At 61.3% G+C, this 16324-nt stretch carries 15 protein-coding genes; all 15 read right to left on the bottom strand.

From position 1 onward, the window contains the following. Positions 1-490: 490 nt before the first annotated feature. On the bottom strand, positions 491-2737 hold the full coding sequence (locus ACQRC0_RS00335) for a polyribonucleotide nucleotidyltransferase (RefSeq protein ID WP_427726823.1): 2247 nt from the start codon (positions 2735-2737) through the stop codon (positions 491-493). Positions 2738-2887: 150 nt separating this feature from the next. Continuing rightward, positions 2888-3166, bottom strand: a complete 279-nt coding sequence (gene rpsO, locus ACQRC0_RS00340) for a 30S ribosomal protein S15 (RefSeq protein ID WP_154516313.1) — start codon at positions 3164-3166, stop codon at positions 2888-2890. A gap of 138 nt (positions 3167-3304) precedes the next feature. Beyond that, positions 3305-4054: a DNA repair protein RecO gene (gene recO, locus ACQRC0_RS00345; protein WP_154516310.1), complete on the bottom strand. Its 750-nt coding sequence runs from the start codon at positions 4052-4054 to the stop codon at positions 3305-3307. A 15-nt stretch (positions 4055-4069) separates the two neighbouring features. Further along, positions 4070-5143 (bottom strand): GTPase Era, encoded by a 1074-nt coding sequence (gene era, locus ACQRC0_RS00350; RefSeq protein ID WP_195838553.1) that lies wholly within the window; start codon positions 5141-5143, stop codon positions 4070-4072. Between the two features lie 12 nt (positions 5144-5155). Beyond that, complete coding sequence (locus ACQRC0_RS00355) at positions 5156-5533, bottom strand: diacylglycerol kinase family protein (protein WP_427726826.1); 378 nt, start codon at positions 5531-5533, stop codon at positions 5156-5158. A 9-nt stretch (positions 5534-5542) separates the two neighbouring features. After that, positions 5543-6052, bottom strand: coding sequence for an rRNA maturation RNase YbeY (gene ybeY, locus ACQRC0_RS00360; protein ID WP_427726828.1), 510 nt, complete (start codon positions 6050-6052; stop codon positions 5543-5545). Then, positions 6049-7035, bottom strand: coding sequence for a PhoH family protein (locus ACQRC0_RS00365; RefSeq protein ID WP_427717503.1), 987 nt, complete (start codon positions 7033-7035; stop codon positions 6049-6051). Before ACQRC0_RS00365 ends, ybeY begins: the two co-directional genes overlap by 4 nt. After that, the gene (locus ACQRC0_RS00370; RefSeq protein WP_427726830.1) at positions 7016-8308 is read right to left on the bottom strand and encodes a MiaB/RimO family radical SAM methylthiotransferase; all 1293 of its coding nucleotides are present in this window, start codon (positions 8306-8308) and stop codon (positions 7016-7018) included. Before ACQRC0_RS00370 ends, ACQRC0_RS00365 begins: the two co-directional genes overlap by 20 nt. Before the next feature lie 9 nt (positions 8309-8317). Continuing rightward, complete coding sequence (dnaJ, locus tag ACQRC0_RS00375) at positions 8318-9466, bottom strand: molecular chaperone DnaJ (RefSeq protein ID WP_427726832.1); 1149 nt, start codon at positions 9464-9466, stop codon at positions 8318-8320. Between the two features lie 81 nt (positions 9467-9547). Beyond that, positions 9548-10651, bottom strand: a complete 1104-nt coding sequence (locus ACQRC0_RS00380) for a DnaJ domain-containing protein (RefSeq protein ID WP_427726834.1) — start codon at positions 10649-10651, stop codon at positions 9548-9550. Between the two features lie 58 nt (positions 10652-10709). Continuing rightward, positions 10710-11942: a radical SAM family heme chaperone HemW gene (gene hemW / locus ACQRC0_RS00385; protein WP_427726836.1), complete on the bottom strand. Its 1233-nt coding sequence runs from the start codon at positions 11940-11942 to the stop codon at positions 10710-10712. Between the two features lie 2 nt (positions 11943-11944). Continuing rightward, positions 11945-12988, bottom strand: coding sequence for a tRNA dihydrouridine synthase DusB (dusB, locus tag ACQRC0_RS00390; RefSeq protein WP_427726838.1), 1044 nt, complete (start codon positions 12986-12988; stop codon positions 11945-11947). A 4-nt stretch (positions 12989-12992) separates the two neighbouring features. Next, positions 12993-14804 (bottom strand): translation elongation factor 4, encoded by a 1812-nt coding sequence (gene lepA / locus ACQRC0_RS00395; protein WP_427726840.1) that lies wholly within the window; start codon positions 14802-14804, stop codon positions 12993-12995. A 96-nt stretch (positions 14805-14900) separates the two neighbouring features. Then, the gene (gene rpsT, locus ACQRC0_RS00400) at positions 14901-15167 is read right to left on the bottom strand and encodes a 30S ribosomal protein S20 (protein ID WP_022094714.1); all 267 of its coding nucleotides are present in this window, start codon (positions 15165-15167) and stop codon (positions 14901-14903) included. 133 nt (positions 15168-15300) lie between these two features. Then, on the bottom strand, positions 15301-16263 hold the full coding sequence (holA, locus tag ACQRC0_RS00405) for a DNA polymerase III subunit delta (RefSeq protein WP_427726842.1): 963 nt from the start codon (positions 16261-16263) through the stop codon (positions 15301-15303). Positions 16264-16324: the final 61 nt, after the last annotated feature.

The raw sequence follows: 16324 nt of genomic DNA on the forward strand, positions 1-16324 counted from the left end.
CCCATCCAAACCGGTCTATCCCGCCGGTCTGGGGCCATCGGGGGCCGGGGCGGGTTAAGTTTGCTGCTCTACAGTCCTGCGCAAGACGGAAAACACATTAAGTGCTTTTCTTTGCGTGCGGAACTCGCGACAAACTTAACCCGCCCCGGCCCCCGATGGCCCCAGACCTGCCAAAAAGGGACAGGTTTATTTTGGTCGGTTTTATCTGGGAATATGCCGAAAGTTCAGCTACCAACAGCTCGGAAATCTGATGACTATGTAGAAATGTCTAACCAAATCGCAAGCAGCACCCACCAGCCCTTTTGCTATTCCCGGCGGGGGCCGCGGGTAAAGTTTATCGCGAGTTCCGCACGAGCCGGAGAGCACTTAATGTGCTCTCCGTGCGAGCAGGACTGTAGAGCAGGAAACTTTACCCGCGGACCCCGCCGGGAATAGCAAAAGGGCGACCCCTATCCGGAGTCGCCCTTGTTGAGCCGCTTATGTGTAGCTGTTACTCGGCGTCGTGGTGACGGCGGGGCTTGCGGCCTCCGTTGTCACCGGGACGGCGCGGACGGTCGCTGCGCTCGGAGCGCTCGCGACGCGGACGCTCACGGCGCTGGAAGTGCTCGCCATCGCCCTCGGGGGCACCCTCGGCACGAGTCGGGGCCTCGGGCTTATCCAAACGATCGAGCGAGATCTTGCCGCGATCATCGACCTCGATGACGACGACCTTAACCTCGTCGCCCACATTGAGGACATCCTCGACCTTCTCCACGCGGCCCTTGGCGACGCGGGAAATGTGCAGCAGACCGTCCTTACCGGGCAGCAGGTTGACAAAGGCGCCAAAGGGCTGGATGGAGACCACGCGACCGGTGTACTCCTCGCCCGGCTCGGGGACCTTGATGATGAGCTTGATGCGCTCGACAGCCTGGTCGACGGACTCGCCGGTGCCACCGACAAAGACAGTGCCGTCCTCCTGGATGTCGACCAAAGCACCGGTCTCGTCTTGGATGCCGCGGATGACCTTACCGCCGGAACCGATAACGTCGCGGATCTTGTCGGTCGGAACCTGGATGGAGACGATGCGCGGAGCGGTGCTGCGCGTGGTGTGGCGCGGCTCGGGGATCACATCGAGCATCTTCTGCAGGATGAAGGCGCGACCCTCCTTGGCCTGCTGCAGGGCGCGGGCCAGGATGTCAAAGGTAAGGCCGGTGGCCTTGTTGTCCATCTGCAGAGCGGTAATGCCCTCGGTGGTGCCGGTGACCTTAAAGTCCATATCGCCCAGGAAGTCCTCAAGACCCTGGATGTCAGACAGGACCACGGTCTTGCCCTCCTCCTGGATCAGGCCCATGGCGATACCGGAGACCGGGCGCTTAATGGGAACGCCGCCGTCCATAAGGGCGAGCGTGGAGCCGCAGGTCGAAGCCATCGAAGAGGAGCCGTTGGACTCCATGACCTCGGAGACCACGCGGATGGCGTAGGGGAACTCGTTCTCGTCGGGGAGCACCGGAAGCAGGGCGCGCTCGGCCAGGTTGCCGTGGCCGATCTCGCGGCGCTTGGGGCTACCCATGCGGCCGGTCTCGCCGGTGCAGAACGGCGGGAAGTTGTAGTGGTGCATGTAGCGCTTGCCCTCGGTGGGCTCGATGGTATCCAGACGCTGGCCCTCGTTGAGCATGCCGAGCGACAGGACGGAGAGCACCTGGGTCTGGCCGCGCTGGAACAGGCCGGAGCCATGAACGAGCGGCAGGTAGTTGTCCTTCACCATAATGGGGCGAATCTCATCGGCGGCACGACCGTCGACGCGCTCACCGGTCTCGACGACCATGGTGCGCATGGCCTTCTTCTCGAGCTTCTTGAGTGCCACGGGGATCTCGCGCTCCCAAGCGGCCTGCTCCTCCTCGGTGAACTCGGCACGGATGGACTCCTTCAGAGCCTCGACCTTGCCGATACGGGATAGCTTGTCGGCGTCGCGAAGGGCGGCTGCCATCTCGTCGTAGTGGGCGAAGATGCGCTCCTGGACCTCCTCGACAGGCTGGTCAAGCGGGTACTCCTTCTTGACGATAGCGCCGTTGACCTGCTCCCACTCGGCAATGAACTCGTCCTGAGCCTGGCAGAAGGCAGCGAGGGCCTCCTGGCCAAACTTCATGGCGGCGAGCATATCGTCCTCGGAGATCTCATCGGCGCCGGCCTCGACCATCGAGATGAAGTCGGCAGAGCCGCCCAGCTCCAGGTCCAGATCGGAGTTCTCGCGCTCCTCATAGGTGGGGTTGACGATAAACTCGCCGGTCTCCACGTTGCGGCCGATGCGCACGCACGCAAGCGGGCCCTCGAAGGGCACGCCGCCGAGCGTCATGGCCAGGGAGGCACCCATGACGTTGATGACGTCGAAGGGGTTGACCTGGTCGGCGACGAGCGAGGTGGCGACGATGTGCACCTCGTTGCGGAAGCCGTCCGGGAAGCTCGGGCGAATAGGACGGTCGATCATGCGGGCCGTGAGCGTAGCCTTCTCGCTGGGACGGCCCTCACGCTTGAGGTAGCCACCCGGGATACGGCCGGCAGCGTACATCTTCTCGTTGAAGTCGACGGTCAGCGGAAAGAAGTCGTAGTTCTTGCGCTCCTTGGAGACGACCACGGTGTCGAGCATCGTGGTGTCGCCCTGCTTGACCAGACAGGCGCCGGTGGCCTGCTTGGCAAGCTCGCCCGACTCAAAGGTGTAGGTCTTGCCGTACAGCTCAAAGGTCTTGGATACGAGTGTCATTGTTCTCCTTTACCCCACAGGCCCCTTGCCTGCGGGCTTCTCATGTGACGCGGGCCCCCTGCCCCCGCCACGCTTCAGAGCGTGATTGTTCACGCCCTTACACAAAAAGAGCGCCCCGCTGCGCAGGACGCTCTTAGCATGTACAAATCCTTACTGGATGTTGTCGCGGATGCCCAGAGCCTTGATGAGCTCACGATACTCGACGACGTCGTTCTTCTTGATGTAGGAGAGAAGACGACGACGGCGACCGACGAGCATGAGCAGACCACGACGGGTGTGGAAGTCCTTCTGGTGGGACTTCATGTGCTCGGTCAGCTCCTTGATGCGCTCGGTCAGGATGGCGACCTGAACCTTGGGGTTGCCGGTGTCGACCGGGGTGTTACCGAACTGGGCAGTCAGCTCCGCCTTGCGCTCTTTGGAAACAGTCATTGTTTCACCTTTCGTTTCGCGTCGCCCGCGGGCGACTCTATTCGCCTCGGACTGGGAAGCCGCCGGTGGAGCGAGCATCCAAGGTCGAGGTACCAACAGGTCGGTATGTTACCACAAGCGGACCGCGTATGCCCATCATCACCGACCCAACATGAATTCCATCGCGCGAAGACGCTGATCGGTGTGCGTCGCAGCCCAAACATGCGAAAGCCCCAGCAAAAAGGCGGCAGTATGGGGATCGACCCTCTCGGCCATGAGCGCATCGAAGGTCATGGACATGAGGGCGCGCAGCCATGCGACCTCGCCGGTCGACACCAGCTCGGCACCCGGAACGCTCGACGCGCACGACCCGCACATGAGCCCGCCCGCCTGGGGCGAAAAATACGACAGCATGGGGTCTCCGCACAGTACGCAGGCCGAAAAATCGGGTCGATAGCCAACGTGCGACAACAGCTTAAAGACATATGCCGCCACAAGCAGGTCCATATGTGCCGTGTCGAGCCTGCTGCCCACCAGGGCAAGTGCTCGCTGCGTAATGGCAAAGGTAAACGGGTCCTCGGCGTCCTCGAACGAGCACACGCGCGCGACCTCGGCGATCGCGCTTGCGGCGCAGGTCGTCTCGTAATCGGGCGCGGCGCCGAGCGGCGCCTCCATAAGCTCGGCCTGGGAAACCACGTCGAGCGACCGTCCGTGCGCGAGCAGCATATCGACGGTACAGAACAGCTCGCAGCGCGCCGCCAGGCGCCCGCCGGGTTTGCGCGCGCCCTTTGCCACGGCACGGACCTGCCGACCACGCTCATCAAGCATCGTCAAGATCAGATCGGTCTCCTTGAGCTTGGTCTTATCGAGGACGAGTACCTTTGTGCGATATGTCCGTGAGCCTGCCATGAGCGCCGCGCGCCCTTAGTCCTCGGCGTTGTAGCCAAAACGGCGAATCTGGGCCTCGTCGTCACGCCAGCCGGCCTTTACCTTCACATCCAGCTCCAAAAAGACCTGCGTGCCAAAGATGCGCTCAAGATCGCGACGGGCGTCGATGCCGATATGCTTGATCATCTCGCCGCCCTTACCGATGATGATGCCCTTTTGGCCCTCGCGCTCGACGTAAATGGTGGCATGCACGCGCAGCACCTTCTTGGTCTGCTCGAGCGCATCGCAGATTACGCCAACGGAGTGCGGAATCTCATCACGGGTGCGGCGCAAGACCTTCTCGCGCACAAACTCGGCAACGAGCGTCTCGTCGGAAGCGTCGGTACCCATGTCCTCGGGGAACCAACGCGGGCCCTCGGGCAAAAAGTGCGCAACGGTCTCGATGAAGGCATCGACGTTAAAGTTCTTGACCGACGACGTCACGATCTCATCGTCATATTCCATGAGCTCGTGGGCGGCCTTAAGCTGCTCCATGACCTGTGCGGGATCGGCCTCATCGGCCTTGGTGAGCACCAGGACCTTCTTGGAACGGGCGCATCTAACGCGCTCGGCAACCCAGGCGTCTCCCCTGCCGATCGGTTTGGTGGCATCAATCAAAAACGCGACGACATCGACATCGTTCAGCTCGAACAGCGCGCTCTTGTTGAGCTCGGACCCCAGGCCGTCCTTGGGTTTGTGAATACCCGGGGTATCGACAAAAACCAGCTGGTAACCGGGGCGATTGACGACGGCGCGCATGCGACGGCGGGTCGTCTGGGCCACCGGCGAGGTGATGGCGACCTTTTTGCCATAGCAGGCGTTGAGCAGCGTGGACTTACCGGCGTTGGGGCGACCGACCAGGGCCACGAAGCCGCTGCGGAAACCGGGCTCAACGTCGCCAAAGCCCGCGAGGCTGTCGTCCTCGTCGCACAGGGCGTCGAGCTCCTCGTCACTCATGCCCTCAAACGGGTCGAACTCCTCGACCTCGCAAGCCTCAGTCGCTTCGGCATCCACAGCATCCAGGGGCTCGTCGTCCAGCGTTTCATCGATAGGCTGCATATTGTCGGACATGAAGATCCCTTTCTAAATAAAGCCGAGCGCGTGGGCAAATACCAACAAGCCCACAATCGCGGCGGTGATGGAAAGAACGTATACGGAGGCGGCGGCGATATCCTTTGCACGCTTTGCCAGCGGATGGAACTCCTGGGTCGCCAAATCGACAATCGCCTCCATGGCGGTGTTGCACAGCTCGCCGTGAATCACCAGGCCGCAGCAAATGATAATCGTAGCCCACTCGGCAATGTCGAGCCCCACGATGCAGCCGGCAATGACAGTGCACACACCCGCCACGAGCATGACCTTAATGTTACGCTCGGTCTTGACGGCGGTAACGAAGCCCTCCATGGCGTAGGAGAACGACTTTAAAAAGGACGGATGGTCCTTGTTCGATCCGGGAATCATAGACGGCTCCTAGTCGTGGGCATGGTTGGTGATGGGGCCGACGTGAACCAGCTTGGGGTCCTCGCCGCGCTCGAGCGCCAGATCGCGCAGGATGGCGTCCTCGCGGGCCTCCATGACCTCGGCCTCGTCGTCCACGATATGATCGTAGCCCAGTAAATGCAACATGCCATGCACGAGCATCAGGCGGCACTCATCGGCAGGGCTATTGCCAAAGCCGGGAGCCTGACGGGCAATGACCTGCGGGGCCAAGATGATATCGCCGAGCTCGAGCGTCTCGTCGGCTGGGATATCCTCGTCAAAGGCCGAGTCGCATTCGAACGAGAGGACATCGGTGGTACGGTCGATACCGCGCCACTCGTGGTTGAGCTCGCGCATCTCATCCTCATCGACATACGAAAGGGAAATCTCGACTTTTCGCTCAACGCCCTCGGCAGCAAGCACGACCTCGCAGATGTGCTCTACCTCCTGCGCGTCAAGCAGCGTATCGAGCTCGGCATCGTTGCTGATCAATACACTCAACGGGACTCCTTTCGGTCGCGCACGCGTTTCTCGCGCACGTCATCATAAGCATCATATGCCTCGACGATTCGCCCCACCAAGGCGTGACGCACCACGTCGGCACGCTCGAGGTGCGAAAACGCGACATCGTCGACACGACCCAAAATCTGCTCAACGTCTGCAAGACCGCCGCGACGACCTACCAAGTCACGCTGGCTCAGGTCACCGGTAATCACAAACTTGGAGTTAAAGCCCAAGCGCGTCAGGAACATCTTCATCTGCTCGGGCGTGGTATTTTGAGCCTCGTCGAGCACCACGAAGGCATCGCTCAGCGTACGACCGCGCATGTAGGCAAGCGGGGCGATCTCGATCACGCCACGCTCCATAAGCTCATCGGTGCGCTCGCGATCCATCATGTCAAAAAGGGCGTCGTAGAGCGGACGCATGTAGGGATCGATCTTTTCCTCGAGGGTACCGGGCAAAAAGCCCAAGTTCTCCCCCGCCTCGACAACCGGACGCGTCAAGATCAGACGGCCCACCTCGTGACGCTTGAGCGCGGCAACGGCGAGTGCCATGGCCAGATAGGTCTTACCGGTACCGGCAGGACCCAAGCCAAACGTGATGGTATGCGAGCGGATGGCATCCACATAGCGCTTTTGACCGAGCGTCTTGGGGCGAATGGCACGACCGCGATACGAAAGCAGCACATCATCGCGAAGCGACGTAGCCCCGTACTCACCGTCGCGCAAGACGGCCAGGCAGCGAGAGACATCGTCGACAGACAGCGTCCGTCCGGCGGCAACCTCGCGAAAAGCATGCTCGAAAAAGCGCGCCACAAGCTCGACCTCGTCCGGGTCACCGCACACGGCGATACTGTCGCCACGGGCGACCACGTGGGCGCGAACCAAGCTCTCGAGCGCACGAAGGACGCCGTCGCCGGCACCCAAAACGCGCGAGGGATCAATTCCATCGGGAACGGTAAGTCTAATCTTCGAGGCTTCCATGAACCTCCCTGCGTGCATGGACCAAGCCGGAATCATCGACTCCGATGATAGCAACATCGAGCAGGCACGGGGCTGTGAGTCCGCAGGTATCGTCAAGACGGGCATGATGGAACGAACCGAGCGTCAGGTTGTCGCCATACTCGAGCACGGCACGCTCGACGGTGCCCACGCGACGGCGGGCGTCGGCAATGGCGAGTTCCTGCGCCGCGGCTCGCATACGACGGCTGCGCTCAGCCATAACCTCGGGCGGCACCTGGTCGGGCATATCGGCAGCAAGGGTACCGGGACGCTTGCTATAGCGGAAGACATGCATGCGCGAAAAGCCCACGCGACGGCACAACGCCAGCGACTCCTCAAATTCCGCGTCCGTCTCGCCGGGAAAACCGACGATGACGTCGCACGAAAGGGACGCCTGAGGCAAGTTGGCGCGGATCATGCGCACCGTCTCCTCAAATGCCTCGGCGCTATAGGGACGGCCCATACGATGCAGGGTCGCCGTGCAGCCAGACTGCACGGGCAGGTGCAAAAACGGGGCGATGCGCTGCGGATAGCGCGCCATGACCTTAAGCAGGGGCTCGGAGATATCCATGGGCTCGACCGAGGAAATGCGCACATGAGGAATAGACGTACGCTCCATGATGGCCTCGAGCAGCTCGTCGATCTCGACGTGTTCGTCGGTCGCACTCTTGCCATCGTAGGCGCCCAGGTTCACGCCCGTCAGCACCACCTCGGGCACGCCGGCCTCCTGAGCCTCACGAACTTGTTCGAGCACAGACTCGACCGGCACGGAGCGCTCGGGGCCGCGGGCCTTCCACACAATGCAATAGGTGCAACGATGATTGCAGCCGTCCTGGATCTTCACACCCAGACGCGAGCGACCGAGCGCGTCGACCACATCGACGTCGCTACAGGCGGCCACACTATCGGACTCAACGCCCAGCACCTCGCAGACGCGTTCGGCGACATCGATCTTAGACGGCTCCGCGATCACGCGGTCCGAAAGCTCCAGAAGCTCCTCGGGGTGCAAATTGACAACGCACCCGGTCACGACCACATAGGGCTCTTTTGGATGAGCCAGCGCATGGCGGACGGCCTTACGGGTCTTGGCCTCGGCCTCACCCGTAACGGCACAGGTGTTAATGACGATCAGCTCCGCATCCTGAGGCTCCACCATTGCAAAACCCAGGCGCATAAGATCGGCAGTGATACGGTCGGACTCAACCCGGTTGACACGGCAGCCGAGGTTGACAACAGAGATATGAGGTGCGAGCACGCGGGCTCCTTAATCGAGGATGTCGTCGAGAGCGCTCTTAATTCGATCGGTCACCGATTTCTTGCCGGAAGCGACATCGTCGCCCGACTCGGCGGCGAAAGCCTCGAGCAGCTCGCGCTGCTTGGCGGAAAGGTTCGTGGGGACGAGCACGCGCAGCTGAACGATCAAGCGTCCACGCGAGCCGCCACCGCCTATACGGGGCATACCGTAGTTGTTGACACTCACGGTGTCGCCGTACTGCGTACCGGCGGGGACGCACACCTTGACGACCTCGTCGGGCAAAATGCCCTCAACCTTAATTTCGCAGCCGAGCGCAGCCTGCGCAATCGAGATATCGCTCACGAGGTACAGGTCGTCGCCGTTGCGTTTAAAACGCTCGTGATCGGCGACGCGCACGTTGACGATCAGGTCGCCCGAGGGCTCACCACGAAGGCCTGCCTCGCCAAAGCCGCTCACGCGCAGCTGGCGACCGGTCGAGACGCCGGCGGGGATATCGATGTCGATCTTTTCATGCGAAGGCGTGCGGCCCTGACCGTCGCAGGTCTCGCAGGGATGGTCGATGACCGTGCCTTCGCCATGGCAGTCGGGGCAGGGCGAAGAGGACTGAACCTGACCCAGGAACGAGCGCTGGACCGTCGTGACATAGCCCGTGCCGTGGCAACGGCTGCACTGCTTTTCGGCCGCACCCTCGGCCCTACCGGTGCCATTGCAATCATCACAGGGGGCAAGGCGGTCATAGCTGATCGTCTTTTTGCAACCGAGCGCCGCCTCCTCAAGGGTCACCGAAAGGGAGATGGCCATATCGCGGCCGCGACGACGCTCGCGGCGATTTCGGGCGCCACCGCCGGCGCCGCCGCCAAAGAACGACGAAAAGAGGTCGTCCATGCCCATGCCGCCAAAGATATCGTTAATGTCGACATAGCCGGAGCCACCGGGGCCGTCGGGCGAACCGTAGCGATCGTAGTTTGCACGCTTCTGCTCGTCGGAAAGAACGGAATATGCCTCGTTGAGCTCTTTGAACTTGGCCTCGGCATCGGGGTCGTCCGAAACGTCCGGGTGTACGATACGGGCCTTCTTTAGAAACGCGCGCTTAATCGTCCGCGCGTCGGCATCCTTGTCGACGCCAAGTACCTCGTAGTAATCCCTATTTTCCGACACGACCGAATCCTTCCGACTTTCATTATTGTCACAGTGCGTCCTATACCCAAGCTGGGCCGACCGCAAACAAAGGGTTTGATGTTATTGCATTACGTAGGGCGAAAGCATGGCACGTTGCGAGCAGCTCGCAAACCAAACCGACACGAGAGCAAACATAAATCCGTTGGCAAAACCGTTGGCAAACTGCATCGCGCCGCGCTTCCACCACAGCAGGCTGCGGTGAAGCACGCCGTCCGAGAGCACCATGAACAAGCCCATGGCAAACGGAACAAAGCACATCATGGCAAAGGCCGAGAACACGCCCGAGATGGCCGACAGCACCAAAAAAGGCGCCACGATGCCCATCAGGTAAAAACCGGTACGAGCCTTGCCCTCCAGGCGTTCGGCCTCGACATGGGCGCGCCCGACCAAATCGCCGCCCGAGGCACCGTTGGTGCCGGCGTGACCCATGCCGTCAATATGGACCTCGTCGCCATCATGCGTGCCGGCGGGAAACTCAATCGTCTGCTCGGAGGTCACACGGGTCCGCCCGCTGCCACCGCAATAGGGGCAGGGGTCGGCGACGACCTTACCGGAACCGCCGCACTCGGGGCAGACCGACTGGAACGTTCCGGCACCAAACAGGAAGGACAGGTCGACGTCGATGTGGCCGCGACCGCCGCAGCTCGGACAGGTATGTGCATGCTCGGACGAGACAGAGCCCGAGCCTCCGCAATGACCACAGGTATCGAAGCGCGTATAGCGGACGGTCTTGCGGGCACCGCCCTTGGCCTCCTTGGCGTCGAGCTTAATATCGACCACCACGTTGGCGCCGTTCTCGGGATTATAGGCAGCCTGGCTGCGACGCTGCTGGCCCCAGGCGCCACCAAAGGGAAAGCCGCCCTCAAAGGGATTGCCATAGCCTGCGCTGCCGGCGTAGCCGCCGCCATAGGGCGAAGCAGAAGGAGCGCCGGCGAAGGGATTGCCCGAGCGCATGGCATCATAGCGCGCACGCTTCTGCTCGTCCGAAAGCACGGCATAGGCCTCGGAAACCTCTTTAAACTTTTCCTCGGCATCCGGCTCTTTGTTGACGTCCGGATGGAGCTTGCGGGCCTTTTGCTGAAAGGCCTTCTGGATATCACGCGAGGTGGCGTCCTTGGAGACACCCAAGATCTCGTAGTAATCTTTTTCGTTCATCGTCGCCATGCGCGGCAACCTCCTGCTCACAGCAGCGTATATATTGCGGTAATTCTACCCGAGCGGCCTAAGCTAGACCCCAAAACAGCTCGAACAGCATATTTCCATCGAGCCAGCCCAAGTGGGTGGGCGCTAAACGGGCGCGGGCGCGACCTGCTACAACATCTTTTGAGGTGATGCGCCCCGCATGCCCCTCGACATTATCGGGTACCCAGGTGGCAAGGCCCAACTCGAGCGCACGGTCGCAGGACGCCGCCAGCTCGTCTGCAGGAATCACGCTTGCCGAGCGAACCAACAGGTCGGGCCCAATGCCACGCGTCATGCGGCAGGCGAGCATCAAATCCTCCGCCGCCGCCTCGCGCTGCGAGAGATACTCGGCATCAAACGTCGTCGCGGCATCGTCGCGTTGCACCAGACGCACGCGATACGCATCGCCGCGAGCGGGCACGTCGGGATAAAGCCCGGCCAAGCGATCGAAATCCTCGGCGTCGAGCATGCCCGCGGCAGAGCGACCCAGGCCCAGATAGCCCCGTCCGGTCCAATAGGCGATGTTATGCGAGCACTCATGTCCGTCGAGTGCATAGCTTGCCACCTCATACGGGTGATAGCCGGCCGCACCAAGACGCTCGCGCGCCGCTTCCATGCACGCAGCCTGAAAATCCTCGTCGGGCTCGAGCGACTCGTCGTAACACGCCATGCGGTAGAGCGGCGTGCCTTCCTCGAGCGTGAGCGGGTACACCGACACATGATGCGGCGCCGCTGTCAACATGCCATCGAGCGTGCGCTTCCAACTCGCTGCGGTCTGCCCGGGAAGGCCGCACATAAGGTCGCACGACACATCGAGTCCAGCGTCCTTAACCGTCGTGATGGCAGCGAGCGCCCGATCGGCATCGTGAATACGGCCGATGGCGGTAAGTTCGGCATTATCGAGCGTTTGCACACCCAGAGAGACACGTGTGACACCAACCTTGGTAAGCGCAGCGGCAAGCTCGGCGGTCAGCGACTCAGGATTAGCTTCGCAGGTAAACTCAACGGGCTTGCACCACATGCAAATACGCCGGGCAAGCTCCACCAGACGCTCTCCCGCCAGCGACGGTGTGCCGCCGCCAACATAGACGGTGCGGACCTGTGCAAGCGCCCCGGTGTCTCCAAAGGCATCTAGGCGCGTATACAGCTGCTCAAAATAGGCATCGAGCGCAGCGCTCAGGTCGCACGGAGCAAAGCTGCGTGAGTCAAAGTCGCAGTACCGACACTTTTGAGCGCAAAACGGCACATGCACGTACAGCGCGGTAACGGCCACCGTTAGGCCTCCAGCGGATGAGCGGGCACCGACTCGCCAGCGGCAAGTGCGGCCTCGCAGGCCACCACATCGTGCTCGATATCATCGACCAATGCCATGAACTCCTCATATGTGGAGCAACGCACCACCTGGGCACGCCAGGCGGCAGCATGGGGCATGCCCTTTAGATACCAGCTTGCATACGTACGGGCACGAGACATGAGCGGCAGAAGCTCATGCGTCAGCGTGAGATGCTCGCGCAGGGCGTCCAGGCGCTCGACAGAGCTGCGCACCGGCACCTGTACGCCATTGAGCGCAAGGGCGCGAGCATCACCAAAGACCCAGGGATTACCGTAGATACCGCGTGCGATAAACACCGCGCTGGCACCCGAGTTGCGCAGATGCTCCGCGGCATCCTCGGCCGAGAACACGTCGCCCGAACCGATAACGGGAATCTCGACGGCATCGGCCACCTCATCGACGACCGACCAATCGGCCTGACCCGTATAGAGCTGCGTGGCACAGCGACCATGCACCGCCACAGCAGCGGCGCCCGCCCCCTCGAGCATCTGGGCAAACGTCGCGGCATTGCGATCTTCGGCGTAAAAGCCTTTGCGGATCTTAACGGTCACGGGCACGTGCGCCGCGCCCACCGCCGCCTCGACGATCTTTTCGGCCAGCTCGGGCGTGCGCATGAGCGCCGAGCCCTCGCCTTTGGTGACGACCTTGCGAGCCGGGCAGGCCATGTTGATATCGATCAGCGACAGGCGATCGCCCACACGCTCCTCGACGGCAGCGACGGCACTCGCAAATTGATCGGGCTTGGAGCCAAAGAGCTGTACGCAGATCTGCCGCTCCTCGTCTGCCGGCAGCACCAGGCGCCACGTCTTATTGCTGGCATAGGCAAGGCCCGCCACGCTCACCATCTCGCTATAGGCAAGATTGGCGCCGCGGCGTCGGCACATGATGCGATAGGCGGGATCGGTCACGCCGGCCATGGGAGCCATAAGGAACGGCTGCTCGGCATAGGCACCCAGCAGCCGCGTACTGTATTCAGAAAGCGCCATGGAACTACTCGTCCACCTTGAGGATCGCCATAAAGGCCTCTTGCGGGACCTCGACCGAACCGATGGCCTTCATGCGCTTCTTGCCCTCTTTCTGCTTCTCGAGCAGCTTGCGCTTACGCGAGATATCGCCGCCATAGCACTTGGCCAAAACGTCCTTGCGGCGCGCCTTGACGGTCGAGCGGGCAATGATCTTGTTGCCGATGGCACCCTGAATGGGCACCTCGAACAGCTGGCGCGGAATAATTTCCTTAAGCTTGTCGCACAACCCGCGGGCCAGGCCATAGGCCTTGTCCTTGTGCACGATAAACGAAAGCGCGTCCACCTCGTCGCCCGAAAGCAGGATATCGAGCTTGACGAGCTCGGAGGGACGATACTCGTTGAACTCATAGTCGAGCGACGCATAGCCCTTGGTGCGGCTCTTGAGCTGGTCAAAGAAGTCCAGGATGAGTTCGGCGAGCGGCATGTCGAAGCGCATCTCGACCGATTTGCTCGTGAGGTGGATCATGTCGGTCGTAATGCCGCGGTGCTCGATAGCGAGCTGCATGACGGCTCCCGTATACTCGGGCGGGCAGATAATCTTGGCCTTGAGGTAGGGCTCCTCAATGCGCTCGATGCGCGTAGCCTCGGGCAGATCCTGCGGGCTGCGGACATCAATCATCGCGCCGTCGGTCTTGTAGACGTGGTAGTCCACCGAAGGGCTCGTGGCGATGAGGTCCAGGTTGAACTCGCGCTCCAGACGCTCCTTGACGACCTCCATATGCAGCAGGCCCAAGAAGCCAACGCGGAAGCCAAAGCCGAGCGCCACCGAGGTCTCGGGCTCCCACACCAACGACGGGTCGTTGACATGCAGCTTATCGAGAGCGTCACGCAGGTTCTCGTAATCCTTGTTGTCGATCGGGAACAAGCCCGTATAGACCATGGGCTTGGCCTCACGGTAACCGGGAAGCGGCTCAGGGCAGGGATTCGACGCCCACGTGAGGGTATCGCCCACGCGAACGGCCTCAGGGTCCTTCAGGCCCGTGACCACGTAGCCCACCTCACCGACCGTCAGCGCGTCGACCGGAGTCTCGGCGGGACGCTTGACGCCCACGCCATCGACCAAAAAGTCGCCCTCGGCCTGCATCATGCGCAGGGTATCGCCCTTCTTGATGGAGCCGTCAAAGACGCGGACCGTGGCGACGACGCCGCGGTACTCGTCAAAATACGAATCCAGGATGAGCGCCTTGAGCGGAGCCGTCGCATCGCCCTTGGGCGGTGAGATCAAAAAGACGATGGACTCCAGCAGATCATGGATGCCCTCGCCGGTCTTGCCCGATACGCATACGGCATCGTCGGCAGGAATCGCAAGGTCGTCCTCGATCTCGGTCTTAACCTCGTCGGGGTGTGCCGACGGCAGGTCGATCTTGTTGATAGCCGGCACGATATCCAGGTTGGCGTTCATGGCGAGCGTCGCGTTGGAGACGGTCTGCGCCTCGACGCCCTGCGTGGCGTCGACGACGAGCACCGCACCCTCGCAAGCGGCAAGCGAACGCGAGACCTCGTAGGTAAAGTCCACGTGGCCCGGCGTATCGATCAGGTTGAACTGATACGTCTCGCCATCGTCGGCGTCATAGGAAACGCGAACGGCATTGGACTTGATCGTGATGCCGCGCTCGCGCTCGATATCCATGGTGTCGAGCAGCTGCGATTCCATGTCGCGCTCGTCGACGGTATGGGTGAGCTCGAGGATGCGATCACTGATCGTGGACTTGCCATGGTCGATGTGCGCAACGATCGAGAAGTTGCGGATGTGGGAAATGTCAATTGAAGTATTCATGCGGACTATCTTACCCGAGCGGTACAAAAAATGGAGCCTGTTCCATAAAACAGGCTCCATTTATGCGCGTAATCTGTGTGGTGTGAAATTTACAACTTAGGCGTTGATGCTGTTCACGAGCTTGGCAAGACCGGACTTGCGGTTGGAAGCCTGGTTCTTGTGGATAACATGCTTGGCGGCAGCCATGTCGAGACGCTTGGTGACGGTCTTGAGGGCAGCCTGGGCCTTCTCGGCGTCGCCCTCGGCGACGGCGGACTGGACGTGCTTGGTCAGCGTCTTGAGCTCGGACTTGACAGCCTTGTTACGCATGCGAGCTGCCTCATTGGTGCGGATACGCTTCTTCTGAGACTTGATGTTTGCCACTTCTGGAGTTCCTTTCGAGTTCCTTGCAAAAAATGTATGACACCTCTGAGACACGGTGAGGTCATGCAAGCGCCTACTATAGCACGCTCCCCCTCAAAGGGATAGAACGAATTTGTCAAATAGACAGGTATCATCACGATTTTCTCAAGATGTTCGTAATCCAGAGCAAAAGCGCGTTCTGAGAATCGGCCGAACCCTTAAGAGCGAGCTCAACATCGACCGCGCCCTCGAGCGCCGCGACGAGCTCCGCCATCGAAAAGCGGCGTGCCCAGGTCAGGTGATTCTTAACCTGCCAGGGTTGAAGCTTGAGCGTCGCGGCAAGCTCGCGACCCTGCCCACGCGCATCGAGCGCCTTGGCGACGATAAGCTCGCGAATGCGTCCGCACAGCAGCGTGTAGGTCCACACATAGCTCTTGGCGGGTAGCAGCCCAAAGAGCTCAAGCGAGCGGCGCATATCACGAGCCGAGACCGCGTTGAGAAAATCCCAGGGCTGAACTTCGGCCGTGCGCACGATCCAGCGTTCCACATCGGCAAGCTCAATTTGCGGCGCATCGACCATCTGGGCAAGCTTGGCCAAGTCGTTATCGAGCATGCGAGTGTTTTCACCCGAACGCGAGACGAGTTCCTCGGCGGCCGCCGTCGAGATCGACTTGCCGTGCTGCGTCGCCATCTGCTGCACGCGGCGCGGTAGCTCCCAGCGCTTGGTGCCGGAGCAATCGATCACGGCCTTCTTGTCGATCTTGGCGATCGCCTTATACAGGCGCGTGTTCTTGGCAAGCGAGTCGGCGATGATGAGACAGACCGTTGTGGGGCTTGGACTCGCTAAATACTCGACAAGCGGCTCCGAGACCGCCTTGGCGAGCTTTGAGCAGCCGTCAAGGATTACCAAGCGAAACTCGCTGCCCATGGGAAACGTGTTGAGCGATCCGATAATGGAATCGATATCGGGGTCCTTGGTCATGTCGCGCTCGTCGAGGTTGAACTCGACCATACCCGACTTTTCCAGACGTGCTTTCATACGCGAGACGGCGTGGTCGCGCTTGACTCCGTCGGTACCGACGATCAGATATGCCGGCAGCAGACCGGTTTCAGACATCGCGCTCCCCTCCCGCAGGCTCTCCTGTTCGTACCGTGCCATTCTATCCCACGGGTTGGTC

The organism is Collinsella sp. SGI.033, from assembly GCF_050315135.1.
GTDB lineage: Bacteria > Actinomycetota > Coriobacteriia > Coriobacteriales > Coriobacteriaceae > Collinsella.